The sequence below is a fragment of the Acinetobacter sp. UBA2581 genome (assembly GCF_002339435.1).
Lineage (GTDB): Bacteria > Pseudomonadota > Gammaproteobacteria > Pseudomonadales > Moraxellaceae > Acinetobacter > Acinetobacter variabilis.
This window is the reverse complement of sequence record NZ_DDLD01000074.1, coordinates 1-12,736: the sequence shown is the minus strand read 5'-3', so window position 1 is coordinate 12,736 and position 12,736 is coordinate 1. Positions and strand designations below refer to the sequence as shown.

Below are 12,736 nucleotides of genomic sequence, written 5' to 3'. Positions count from 1 at the left end.
AAATTTGGCTCAATTAGGGGCGCTTTGCATTTCAAATCTTTGTGCAACAAAGCCGTTTAACTTTGTTAGTTTTAGCAATGACTGGGTGTACTTCGAGTCCAAAGACTGAAACTTTACAAGATAAGGCTACAAGAAATACTTCAGCTGATACGCAGGTCCTTAAATTTTCTGGTCCAAATGGTTTATTAATTTTTCTGAAATCATCGGATAACTTTGAAACTGCTTTAATGACTGATAACTCAGGCATGGTATATCGTTTAAAGCAAACAGTTGCTGGTAGTGGTATTCGTTTAGCTAATAATAATGGAGTTTCAATTCACTTTAAACGTGGTGAAGGGGTTGTTGAATTTGTAAAAGACCAGCCAATCAGCATTACTGAAGTAAAATAATAAGGTTTAAACTTTAAGAGAACCCCACACCATAATCTGCATACCGAAAGTTGGACACTATTCCTTGAAATGTGGTCAAACATAATCAAGGACTAATTCGCACTCTGTTAATGGGTGAATTCAAACATGAGGTGCGACAGTTGCAAAAGTCTTATGATAATCTGTGTGATTTATAGACATCACTTCAATATAATGGGTGTCTATGAACAGAGAAATTCAACAAAGAGTCGTATGGGTTAAATTATTTGAAGAGACCAATAATGCTGGCCTGGTTTGTCGGAGATGTGGCATTTCTAGACCAACTTTACGCAAGTGGTGGAAACGATATTCTGAACAAGGTATTGATGGATTAAGTAGTCATAGTAAATGTCCCTTAAAATCGCCAAATACTAAAATCAATGCTGAGCTAGAAGCTTTAATATTGGAAATGCGCTCAGCTAGAAATCTTGGTGCTCGACGTTTGCAAACCGAATTAATGAGCTGCACGGAGTCTCGTTGTCCTTGGCGACTATCCATAAAGTACTATCCATCCATTAAGTCAAACCGATTAAAAAATTCCGTCGTAAAGTAGATTACATTTGTTATGAACGTCCATTACCAGGCGATAGAATTCAAATGGATACCTGTAAACTGGGTCCTGGACTATATCAGTACACATCTATCGATGACTGCACACGATATCGCGTTTTAAGGATATATAAACGCCGAACAGCTGCGAATACACTCGACTTTTTAACTGTGTAATTGAAGAAATGCCTTTTCCCATACAGCGAATACGGACCGATCGTGGACGAGAATTTTTTGCTGAAAAAGTACAGAAAAAATGATGCAGTATGGGATTAAATTTAAGCCGAATAAACCGGGTTCACCTTATCTGAATGGCAAGGTAGCGCTCACAAAAGACTGATGAATCTGAGTTCTACGCTACTGTAGATATCGATTCAGAGGAAATTCAGAGCAAACTGGCAGAATGGCAGCATTACTATAACTGGATGAGACCACATTCAGCTTTGAAAGATAAAACACCGATGGAAAGGTACTTTGAATTATGTGAAGAAACTCCTTTCTTAGGTGAAGTCCAGAAGCAATACGACCCCTCAAATGAACGGATTCAACATGCCAATGACAAAATGTATTTAGAGATTGCTAAATTGAAACGATCTCCATGAATTACGTATCTATATCATTTTTACTAATATAAAAACATATGAATAAAAATCACGCCCCGTTTAACTGGCAATAGTTTTTGAACCTTGGTATAAAAGCTTAAAAAAATCTAGCAAGTCTTTATTTAATGTCAATACTCATCCAGTATTGAGGTTTTTTATCTTTTCTTGCCTGTGATCTAGGTTGTAATACTCTAATTTCATATTCACCTGAAGCAGGTAAAATATAAATACCATTATCATCAAGCTCTGGAGAATATTCTCCAAGATTGATGGAGTCTTTTAATTGATTACCCCATAAGTAAGCTTCAACATTTCCTCCAGTCAACTTCACTTTTAACTTTTGCCCTTTTTTAGCATAAAATTTGTAGGAATCATACTTGCATCCATCTATCCTTCCATAATAATTTGCAGAGTAAGCTTTTTTAGCAAACTTAACTACAATAGTCTTTCGTATATCATTGTTATCATTTGCAAGTACGACAGGGCTAACTATAGTTAAAGTTAGGGCTATCAAAGCGCCAGCTAGTAATTTCGTATTCGCTATTTCCATAATAAGGTTACCCTAATTCTTGTCTCGCTCCTGACATAATAACATTACTAATAAGTAACCATGAATCATGGAGCAGAAATGTGAATAGTCATAACATGGGGTTGCACTTCAAATGCCAATTTAAGACTTGCAAAATCAATGGTTAATTAATTGGTTACTAGGGAATAACCAATCTAAATATAAATTTTATTTAACAATTACTTATAAAAATATGTGATGCGTATGATACGCATCATATTAATATCGCTTAAATTTGCTATAATTGAATTGAGCAGTGCCATTTGTGGTTAGGTTAAAAATTCATGAGTCTTACTGAAATTAAGGTACGTCAAGCTAAACCAAAGGAAAAAATCTATTTTCTGGCAGATGATGACGGCTTAAGTTTGAAGGTAGAACCAAACGGACGTAAATCTTGGAGTTACCGCTATTCACTTGCAGGGACAAATAAACGTCCTCGCATGAAGTTGGGTGAATATCCGGTAATGTCCTTGAAAGAGGCCAGATCAGTCCGGGATGAATATAAATTTAATAATTATGAAAATAAACCACTGCATAAAAAATACATCAAAACTTTTCAGGATATTTGTGAAGAGTGGTTAGAATTTAAAATTAAAAATTCCTTTAAAGATGAACCACGATGCGGTGTAATTCAGCTCGCAAAAAAATGTTTAGATCAGGATGTTTATCCAAATATTGGACTAATGCCATTTATGGAAATTAAAAGATATGATCTAGTTAAGATTATTAAAAATATAGAATCTAGAAATGTAAAAGAACCTGTAAAGAAAGCCTATAGTTATTTAAATCAGATTTATGATTATGCGGTAGCGATGGGGTATTGTGAATATAATATTGCACATGGACTTCATAAAATATTAATCAATAATAAAATTAAAAAAAATTATCCGTATTTAAACTCAGATGAACTATCTAGCTTTTTAGCTAGATTAAAGCAGGTTAATACAGATCCTATTATTAAAAAAGCCCTATTATTTAAGTTATATACAGGCGTACGAGGTGGGGAATTACTGCTTTGTGAACCGCATCACTTCGATCTAGATAAAAAAATATGGAAAATACCAGCCTTACATATTAAACAATATAGAAGAAAAGTTATTTTAGGTCATGATATTCCTGAATTTTTAGTTCCACTATCTGATCAAGCACTTGAAGTTGTAAGATCTGCACTAATCTGGTCTCATGGAGACAAATATGTTTTTTCCAGTCCAAGAAATAATAATAAACCCATTCATTTTAATACCCTGAACTTAATTATTAGAAAGATGGGATATACTAAAAATGAACTATCATCTCATGGTTTGCGCTCAACATTTAGTACCATATTAAATGAATCCGGTTTATTTCAATCAAATTGGATTGAAGCACAGCTATCTCATACTGATAAAAATAAAACCCGTGCAAGTTATAATCATGCAGAATATTTTAATCAGCGTATGGAAATGATGCAATGGTGGGGCGATTTTATTGATAGTTGTACTGTAAATTAATGGTTATGAAATCCAAGTTTTAATTAGAATAGGCTTTGTTGCACAAACCTATTCACCGCCATAAATCATTATCTAAAATTGCATCTCGTGGTAAAAGCTCAATGGGCCGGTTCTATGGCTATAAATTACATGTTGTGATGAATCAACTTAGAGAAATAGTCTGTTCACAATGATGATTTCTCTTAACTCGTAAAGTTTATGAAGGTGTTGAACGTGTTCAATTGAATCTTAAGCAAGGTAAATGGATAGAAGAGAACTTCATTAAGTCGTATCAAAATATTCTTGAAAAATAGGCATTTCATTTCACATTAGAGCGAGAATCTAATGAGAAAGTTGCCTGATTGAATGTAGTGAATAGATTCATTGCATAATTATTGACTAAAATTTTCTATATCAGCCTATTTAAGATTAATTGGGCTGATTTTATTAGGTCGAATATAATTGCGACCTGCTTTAATCATTTTTATTTGAACTTTATTTTATGTCACAGCTTGCTTCCCATTTTAAGCACAATCAGTTTTGTATTTTGTTGGAATATTTAAGTTCTGCTAAGGGCATTGCCGTACCAATGTCTTTAGCAGAATTTCCATGTGCGATCACTTTGGCAGATCGAGTGCATGCCGATAGTGATTTGCCACCACTTGAATGTGCGAAGACATTTCCTTCATCAGTGGAAAAAATCATCCATTATTCAGGGAAAGGTCGGGATATTACTGATTTTGAGACCTTCTTAAAATTAACTCAAGCTTCGGGACAAAGAAATTTACTGCTTCTCACAGGTGATAAGTTAAAAGGGCATACAAATGGTCAAGATGGAACGAATCGCACCCGATATTTAGAGTCTGTAAATGCGGTCATGGCCGCAAAGTGTTATGGTGGATTTCATATTGGTGTAGCTTTTAATCCCTTTAAATATGCTGAAGCTGAACGTGATGCACAATATTTAAAACTTCACAAAAAGATTAAAGCAGGAGCAGACTTTATCGTTACCCAGTTGGGTTACGATATGGAGGCTTTAAAACAAGCCAAGGCTTTTTTAAATCGTCATCGATACCCACAAAATATACTTGCTTGTGTTATGCCACTTAGTTTGGCACGTGCCAATTTTATGGTAAAACATAAGATCGCAGGAATTGTGATTACACCACACATGTTACGAGTGTTGGCTCAGGAAGAACAGGATGGACGAACTGAGAATGCTTATAAACGTTGTGCTATACAAATATTGATGTGTAAGTATTTGGGTTTTGCAGGTGTGCATCTTTCAGCATGCCATAAGCCTGAAGAGCAAAAGCTTTTAGAAAAATATATTGAACAATATCGACATTATGGTTTACAGGAACTCGAAGCACTCTGGAATGCACTGTGGCAAGTGGAGACTAAAAAGGAACTCGTGCCACAATTAGCTTATTATTCCCGCCAACCATCCTCTAGCCAGCTTATTAAATATCAGCAATTGCATTTCATGCACAAGGCTCTATTTGAGTCCAAAATTGCCAAAGGTGTGGGGCATTTTATTTTTAAAGCCTCACTCTGGGAAAATACGTCTGCAGCAAAAGCATTGTTAAAAACTGAATTTATCTCTAAGCAAGGGGTCGTGGGTTGTGAAAGTTGTGGTCAATGTAGGTTAGGAGATACTTTATATATTTGCCCTGAAACTTGCCCCAAAGGATTGGCGAATGGTCCTTGTGGTGGTACGACATTGGATCGCTGTGAGTTTGGAGATCGTGAATGCATTCATTCTGTGAAAGCCCGACTTGCCAAAGCCGTGGGACAGACTGACGTTCTAAAAGAAAAACTGATTCCAACTGTACCCATTGAAGTCCGTGGAACCAGTTCCTGGAAAAATTGGTATCTGGCGACCGAAGCTTAGCTTTCATCATCCATGGCATTCGAATAAAATTTCACGCCCAATTTGATGCGATCACGACCTTGGCTCATACGCCAACGGTTGGTATCACGTAAGGAGTATACACAGCCACAATATTCTTGTTGGTAGAATTCTTCCTTTTTGCTGATTTCAAGCATACGAACAGCACCACCATTTTTACGCCAGTTGTAGTCCCAATAGGTGATACCTTCATAATGTGAAGCAGAACGATGCCCACAATCATTGATCTGCTTCATATCTTTCCAACGAGAAATACCCAATGAGCTACTAATTAGGCTGAAGCCATTTTCAGCTGCATAAAGGGCAGTCCGTTCAAAGCGCATATCAAAACACATGGTACAGCGAATACCTTTCTCTGGCTCATTTTCCATGCCTTTGGCACGTGCAAACCAATTGTCTGTATCGTAATCACAGTCAATAAAAGGAATATTATGTTTTTCTGCAAAGCGAATATTTTCTTCCTTACGGATTTCATATTCCTTGACAGGGTGAATATTGGGATTATAAAAAAAGATCGAAAAGTCGATGCCTGATTCAATTAGGGTTTCCATCACTTCACCCGAGCATGGTGCACAGCAGGAGTGAAGCAGAAGCTTGTCGTGACCTGCTGGGAGAGTCAATTTCTGACGTTCAAGTTTGTTTGACATAGTTATATGGGTTTAAATCTAAACCCTATATTTTAACGATTTAATTAGATAGTAAGGATTTGATATACTGATATTTTCTAAGGTTAAGATGAAAGAAATTCACTAATTGAAATTTAATAAGAACTAAAGTATATAAGAGAATAACTACAATAATGCTTTGGAATCAGAACATTGCAAGTTAATCAAGAGTCATTGAATGAAGCTTTAAAATTAAGTGAAGAAATTATTAGTAATATTGAGTTAAGTACCTCTTCTTTATCTAATTGCGCATTAAAGGCGAGTAGATTGGCAAGATTGCTAAATGAATTCGATTACCAAAGTACCATTATCAGCACAAAAATTTGCATCTGTTTATGAGAATTTAACGTCCGAAAATTCAGAGGATTGGTCAAATGCCGTTCATAGTTGTAGGCGAATATTACAAGATACTGCTGATGTGATTTATCCTGCTAGAGAGGATAAGACTATTAATTTAGATAATGGTAAAACTAAAATTATTAAATTAGGTGTGGATAATTATTTAAATCGAATTATTACATATGTTGATGAGCAGTCAGACTCTAAAAGATTTGAGGAAATCGTTGGTTCACAGATGAAATATTTGGGTGAACGGTTAGATGCTATTTTCAAAGCTGCTCAGAAAGGTTCTCATAATATTATTATTTCTAGGCAAAAAGCTGATCGTTATGTTATTTACACATACTTGATAGTTGGAGATTTATTATCTTTGGTAGAGTTGCAAAAAACATTACCAATTTCAGATAAAGATTTTAGATAGCCGCTTAGCTTGCAAAATCAATAAGTATTTGGACACCCATTCTTCTTTAACTTGGACATTTTAATAAATCGTTAATTTTTGCAATGTTCCTCAGTTGGCAATATGAAGACCATGCCACTCACCAATGAGCTAATACGATTACTTTCAGCCTTGCGCTGCTTAGTATTCACCGACAGAGCATAGATGATCATTGTGTCCCGATACATTTTTTCAGGCTCAACTTCATAGTCAATTTTCGAAGCACAAATCATTTGCCTGCTGACTTTGTGTGATGCTCTACGATAGGCTTCACGATCATCACTAGCCAACGTCAGCTTTGTTCGTAATTCTTTTGCATACTGCATATATACGCTAACAAATTTGGGGTTATTTCCATATTTGAGATTTATGTATCCCTCAATATCATCTCGAACACCATTACTGTTTGCATCAATCCCACCAATGGTTTTTGTTTTATCTTCATTTTTTAGGAAGTTCGATGTTCTCACTTCTTTTAGTGAATTGTGAATACTTGGATTAAGAAGCGAGGAACAGCCTGTCATAAATATACTTAAGCAACTCAGTGCAATAACTGCTTTTTTCATAGGACTTATTTTACTTTTTCATTTAAATTTCGTTTTAGATACAAAGAGTATCTGAAAATCAGAGTATCCAATTAAAAGAAGAATCTATGTCCAGTACGATATACTATTAAGTGTCCAATTGGACCAGAATATGCTCTTAGCTTACTGAATAACTAAAAATCCTCAGCATCTTTAATTTATTAAGATGAGTATTTCTCATCTTAAGCTGAATTTATATCGTTTTACTCACTTTCTTATTCACGTTTAAATACAGCCATTCAGAAATTTAGCTTTTTATAAAATTTTTAGGTGGTAATCTCCATGAGTACAGCATTTGAGTGTTCAATTAAACGTATCCGTTTTGATGAAAACTACACGCCAGCAGAAAGCACACGTTTAACCACAAATTTTGCCAATTTGGCACGTGGAGAAAGCCGTGAAGAAAACTTGCGTCGTACCCTTGCGATGATCAACAACCGTTTTAATAGCTTGGCGACCGTTGATAACCCGAAAGGTGATCGCTACTCACTTGAGATCGACATCATTTCTGCTGAAATTGATATCGAAGGCAATGGCCAAACCTTTCCATTTATTGAAACACTGAAAAGTGTAGTGATTGACCATAAAACAGGGGAGCGTATTGAAGGCATGATCGGCAATAGCTTCTCATCTTATGTGCGTGATTACGACTTCAGCGTAGTATTGCCTCAATTGGGTTGTGGTGTAGGTGAAAAACCTGAAGATTTTGGAGATCTACATGGTAAATTGTATCAACATTTGGTGAATTCAGATGTATTTAAGGCAGAATTTACCAAGCCACCTGTGATTTGTTTAAGTGTTTCAACCTCTAAAACCTATTACCGTACGGCAAACGTACATCCTATTTTAGGTGAGGAATATACCAATGATGAATATTCACGTACCGATGAATATTTCGCCAAAATGGGCTTACGTGTACGTTACTTCAAACCAGAAGGTGGTAATGCACCATTAGCATTCTATTTCGCTGGCGACTTAGTTCGTGATTATACTGATTTTGAATTGATCAGCGCGATTGCAACCATGGAAAGCTTCCAAAAAATTTATCGTCCTGAAATTTACAACACCAACTCTCCGGCAGGTGTGGAGTATCAACCAAGCTTGAGCTATGGCGATTACTCACTGACACGTATCGTTTATGACCGTGTTGAACGTGGTGAGTTAGCGGTTAAGCAAGGTAAATGGACAGAAGAAAACTTCATCAAACCATATCAAGATATTTTAAATGAATGGGCAGCAAACTTTAAGGTCGAAACAGCTGCTTAAGACATCGAATTGACACACAGACTGACGAATTTTAGAGAAAGAAGATTAGACATGGCGCTTACACAACCGAAACTTTTACTCCCAACTTCAACTGCGGGTAGCTTGCCAAAACCGTCTTGGTTAGCTGAACCTGAAAAATTATGGTCTGCATGGAAGCTTGAAGGCGAAGAATTATTAGAAGCTAAACGTGATGCTTTGAAATTATCATTACATGAGCAAGTCACTGCAGGTATCGATATCGTGAGTGATGGTGAGCAAACCCGTCAGCACTTTGTAACCACGTTTATTGAACATCTTGAAGGTGTAGATTTCGAAAAGCGTGAAACCATGCGTATTCGTAATCGTTATGATGCAAGTGTACCTTCAGTTGTGGGTGAAGTTTCTCGTAAAAAAGCAGTGTTTGTAGACGATGCGAAATTTTTACGCAGCCAAACCAGTCAGCCAATTAAATGGGCGTTGCCTGGTCCAATGACCATGATTGATACACTTTTTGACGGACACTACAAGAGCCGTGAAAAACTGGCTTGGGAATTTGCCAAAATTTTGAACCAAGAAGCTTTAGAACTTGAAGCAGCAGGCGTAGACATTATTCAATTTGATGAACCTGCGTTTAACGTATTCTTTGATGAAGTGAATGACTGGGGTGTACCAACCTTAGAACGTGCACTTGAAGGTCTAAAATGTGAAACTGCAGTTCATATTTGCTATGGTTACGGCATTAAAGCCAATACAGATTGGAAACAAACTTTAGGTAATGAATGGCGTCAATACGAAGAGTCATTCCCGAAACTACAACAATCTAAGCTCGATATTATTTCACTTGAATGCCAAAACTCACGTGTACCAATGGATTTAATCGAATTGATCCGTGGTAAGAAAGTGATGGTGGGTGCCATTGATGTGGCAACCACTCAAGTGGAAACTGCAGAGGAAGTAGCAAATACGCTACGCAAAGCATTGCAATTTGTTGATGCAGATAAACTGTATCCTTCAACTAACTGTGGTATGACACCGCTATCTCGCCAAGTGGCACGTGGCAAACTTGAAGCTTTAAGCGCAGGTGCTGCCATTGTTCGTAAAGAGCTAGAAGCTTAATCAAACGTAGTCTCGTGCGAAGCAGAACAAATCATCGCAAGGTCATTTGTCCAGCTTTATGCACGAGCACGTGATATGTACATTTGAGATGAAAGAGATGATTGAAGCAACAGACTTTAGAAATGCAATGTCTTTACTCACCACAGCAGTGAATGTTATTACGACTTTGGGTGAAACAGGTATGCATGGATTTACTGCATCTGCCGTATGTAGCGTGACGGATACACCGCCAATGTTATTAGTCTGTATGAATCAATCCTCCCGTTCACATGCCCATTTTGTTGAAAATAAAGTCTTGGCTGTAAACGTACTAAGTACTCAGCATGAACAGCTTTCAAATGCTTTTGCTTCAAGTAAATTCAGCTCAGAAGATCGTTTCAAACTCGGTGATTGGAGTACGATGGAAACTGGTTCACCTATTTTGAAAGATGCCTTGGTCAGTTTTGACTGTGAGATTCAAGATATTCAGCAAGTCGGTACACACAGTGTTTTCATGTGTCGTGTTCTTAAAGTTCAACAAAGCGATCAAGAAGAAAGTCTGGTGTATTTTAACCGTGCTTATCATCAAGTGGGTCAATTGGAACACGTTTAACCCAATGCCTTAATTCCTTCATCTTTTTAAAAGTTAGTCTATTGTGGAACTTATAACCTTTTTAATCATCGGTGCTTTTGCTGGTTTTGCGGCAGGGCTGTTTGGCGTCGGCGGTGGTACGATTATTGTACCACTGCTTTTTATTGTCTTTACCCAAATGGGCTATGACCCCGATGTGGTTATGCACCTCGCATTAGGCACATCTTTGGCAACCATTGTTGTAACCTCGATTAGCTCATTGATTGCGCATCATAAAACTGGTGCTGTGATTTGGCCTGTTTTTAAAAATCTAGCGCCACCTATGGCAATTGGTTGTTTTTTTGGGGCAGGTATTGCTGGTTTGATATCAGGATTACATCTACAAATCATTGTTGGCTTATTTCTGATTTGGGTCGCATATACGATGTTTACAGGTGCCAAAAAAGCAATTGACCCAACGAAAACGTTACCCTCATCAGGTCAACAAGTTGCTGTAGGTAGTGTGATTGGGGTTGCATCAGCAATCTTTGGTATTGGTGGTGGAAGTCTGACAGTTCCATATCTGAATCGCTATGGTGTGGTCATGCAGAAGGCTGTTGGAACATCTGCGGCGTGTGGGTTACCGATTGCGGTTGCAGGTGCATTAGGATTTATGATTTTTGGCATGAATGCTGAAATCAATGTGCCGAATACTATTGGTTATGTTCATATTTATGCCTTCATTGGCATCAGTATCATGAGTTTCATCACTGCAAAATTTGGTGTGAAGGCTGCACATGCCTTATCGCCAGTAATGTTGAAGAAATGCTTTGCCGTTTTATTGGTCATTGTTGGATGCTTTTTCCTTGTGAAAGGATTCATTTGATATTACGCAATGATCATTCATCATGTTAAATAGCCTGCTTCATGTGGGCTTTTAATCTTTGCTTTTAATGTATCCTTACAAGGACAATGATTTGAGTTTCTCCCAAGATGATCGAATTAAAACACTTAAGAATGCTTTCAGCTTTAAGAGAACATGGTTCTTTAGTCGCAGCTGCGAGCGATCTTTGCATTACACCTTCAGCGGTATCTCATCAGCTACGTGAGCTTGATCAGTGGATGGGTGTTGAGGTCGTGAACCGCAAGACTCGACCTATTACTTTTTCTAATGTTGGTCAACGTCTACTAAAACTAGCAGATGAGATTTTGCCACAAGTACAAATCGCACAAGCTGATATCAGTAGAATTCTACATGGTCAAACAGGTCGAATCACATTTTCTTCTGAATGCCATAGTTGTTTCGATTGGCTTATGCCACTATTAAATCAGTATCGTATTCAATATCCAGATGTCGATTTAGACTTCGCATCAGGATTTGAAGCGAATCCACATGAGTTATTGCAAAATGGCGAATTTGACTTACTGATTACAGCAGATCCAATCGCTTTAAAAGGTGTTGAATACTTTCCGGTATTTGAATATGAATCGCGACTTGTTTTATCAACAACCCATCCATTGGTACGTGTAGAGCAAATTACCGCTAAAGAGTTAGCTGAAGAAACACTGATTACTTATCCAGTGGATAAACATCGTTTAGATATCATGTCGAAACTATTTATTCCTGCAAATATTCAACCTAAAAACATTCGAACCACTGACTTAACCCAAATGCTGATTCAGCTTGTGGCGAGCGGACGTGGTATTGCAGCGCTACCTGATTGGGTAGTGAATGAATATGAAGCGAAAGGCTGGGTCACGTCACGACGTCTAGAATGTGTTTCACCTGAAGGATTACGCCGAACCTTATATGCAGGTTTTAGAACGGATGAAAAACAGAGAGACTATTTTGAAGGGTTCTTAAAGCAGCTTGAACGATTTTCTAAGAAACGAAATAGCTATTATGCTTAAATCTAGGCTTTTTTCCTTTACTTCAGGGTCAAAGGAGTGCTAAAAAAGTGTAGAGTAGATTTGTATGTTATTCACCAATTAAAATGTCCTGTTTTTTACCCCCTCGCAAGAGTCAAGCACAGGATTGAGATTTCTTTGTTCAATAACAGCTTTCTGAGCTTTACGACTCGGCATACTTTTCTTGAAACGAGAACGTTTATTTTGTTTTTCCAATTCTTCATGTTGATGTTAAATATGCGCCAGGACTGAACCTAACCGTTTATTCTCAACAATCTCTCACTGATTCAGCTGACTTAATTTATCGAAGAGGCTGTAGTTGAGCTTTCGACCATCACACATGATGGCTACAGTACCTCCGGGTATTCCAGAAACTCAAGATA

General features: G+C 37.2%; 12 protein-coding genes and 4 pseudogenes. 12 read left to right on the top strand and 4 right to left on the bottom strand.

The genetic code is table 11. The features are described 5' to 3' along the window. Positions 1–77 precede the first annotated feature (77 nt). Together B3Q46_RS09055 and B3Q46_RS09050 are read left to right on the top strand one after the other, a co-directional pair. Positions 78–389, top strand: a complete 312-nt coding sequence (locus B3Q46_RS09055) for a hypothetical protein (protein WP_286714900.1) — start codon at positions 78–80, stop codon at positions 387–389. 202 nt (positions 390–591) lie between these two features. Beyond that, positions 592–1,558 (top strand): annotated as a pseudogene (locus B3Q46_RS09050) (IS481 family transposase). A gap of 118 nt (positions 1,559–1,676) precedes the next feature. Here B3Q46_RS09050 and B3Q46_RS09045 read toward each other — a convergent pair. Continuing rightward, a complete protein-coding gene (locus B3Q46_RS09045) occupies positions 1,677–2,108 on the bottom strand; it encodes a PPC domain-containing protein (protein ID WP_286714897.1) in 432 nt (143 codons plus the stop codon). 302 nt (positions 2,109–2,410) lie between these two features. Between B3Q46_RS09045 and B3Q46_RS09040 the strand changes: the two genes are divergently transcribed. The 4 genes and pseudogenes from B3Q46_RS09040 to B3Q46_RS09025 all read left to right on the top strand — a co-directional run bounded on the left by B3Q46_RS09040 (position 2,411) and on the right by B3Q46_RS09025 (position 5,489). Then, positions 2,411–3,616 carry a tyrosine-type recombinase/integrase gene (locus B3Q46_RS09040; protein WP_004780040.1) on the top strand — a complete coding sequence of 402 codons (1,206 nt, stop codon included), beginning with the start codon at positions 2,411–2,413 and terminating at the stop codon, positions 3,614–3,616. Positions 3,617–3,666: 50 nt separating this feature from the next. Continuing rightward, positions 3,667–3,783: pseudogene (locus B3Q46_RS09035) on the top strand (transposase); the annotation flags it as partial. A 24-nt stretch (positions 3,784–3,807) separates the two neighbouring features. Next, positions 3,808–3,909, top strand: a pseudogene (locus B3Q46_RS09030) (putative oxygenase MesX); the annotation flags it as partial. 188 nt (positions 3,910–4,097) lie between these two features. After that, positions 4,098–5,489, top strand: a complete 1,392-nt coding sequence (locus B3Q46_RS09025) for a methylenetetrahydrofolate reductase C-terminal domain-containing protein (RefSeq protein WP_286714894.1) — start codon at positions 4,098–4,100, stop codon at positions 5,487–5,489. Here B3Q46_RS09025 and B3Q46_RS09020 read toward each other — a convergent pair. Further along, positions 5,486–6,154, bottom strand: coding sequence for an epoxyqueuosine reductase QueH (locus B3Q46_RS09020; RefSeq protein ID WP_004647714.1), 669 nt, complete (start codon positions 6,152–6,154; stop codon positions 5,486–5,488). The two genes, B3Q46_RS09025 and B3Q46_RS09020, sit on opposite strands and share 4 nt — an antisense overlap. 301 nt (positions 6,155–6,455) lie before the next feature. On the opposite strand from B3Q46_RS09020, the gene B3Q46_RS09015 reads away from it, so the two are divergent. Next, positions 6,456–6,932 carry a hypothetical protein gene (locus B3Q46_RS09015; protein WP_004780038.1) on the top strand — a complete coding sequence of 159 codons (477 nt, stop codon included), beginning with the start codon at positions 6,456–6,458 and terminating at the stop codon, positions 6,930–6,932. 71 nt (positions 6,933–7,003) lie between these two features. On the opposite strand, the gene B3Q46_RS09010 is transcribed toward B3Q46_RS09015, so the two are convergent. Further along, complete coding sequence (locus B3Q46_RS09010) at positions 7,004–7,516, bottom strand: hypothetical protein (RefSeq protein WP_227504430.1); 513 nt, start codon at positions 7,514–7,516, stop codon at positions 7,004–7,006. Positions 7,517–7,816: 300 nt separating this feature from the next. Here B3Q46_RS09010 and B3Q46_RS09005 point away from each other — a divergent pair, with 300 nt between their 5' ends. The 5 genes from B3Q46_RS09005 to B3Q46_RS08985 all read left to right on the top strand — a co-directional run bounded on the left by B3Q46_RS09005 (position 7,817) and on the right by B3Q46_RS08985 (position 12,356). Then, positions 7,817–8,800, top strand: coding sequence for a putative oxygenase MesX (locus B3Q46_RS09005; RefSeq protein ID WP_004647848.1), 984 nt, complete (start codon positions 7,817–7,819; stop codon positions 8,798–8,800). Positions 8,801–8,851: 51 nt separating this feature from the next. Next, on the top strand, positions 8,852–9,895 hold the full coding sequence (locus B3Q46_RS09000; protein WP_004281804.1) for a methionine synthase: 1,044 nt from the start codon (positions 8,852–8,854) through the stop codon (positions 9,893–9,895). A gap of 97 nt (positions 9,896–9,992) precedes the next feature. Beyond that, positions 9,993–10,487, top strand: a complete 495-nt coding sequence (locus tag B3Q46_RS08995; RefSeq protein ID WP_004780032.1) for a flavin reductase family protein — start codon at positions 9,993–9,995, stop codon at positions 10,485–10,487. Between the two features lie 43 nt (positions 10,488–10,530). After that, positions 10,531–11,331 (top strand): sulfite exporter TauE/SafE family protein, encoded by an 801-nt coding sequence (locus B3Q46_RS08990; RefSeq protein ID WP_286714884.1) that lies wholly within the window; start codon positions 10,531–10,533, stop codon positions 11,329–11,331. 107 nt (positions 11,332–11,438) lie between these two features. After that, entirely contained in the window at positions 11,439–12,356 is a 918-nt protein-coding gene (locus B3Q46_RS08985; protein ID WP_004780028.1) for a LysR family transcriptional regulator, read from the top strand. A gap of 78 nt (positions 12,357–12,434) precedes the next feature. Here the strand turns inward: B3Q46_RS08985 and B3Q46_RS08980 are convergent. Next, positions 12,435–12,736 (bottom strand): annotated as a pseudogene (locus B3Q46_RS08980) (ISNCY family transposase); the annotation flags it as partial.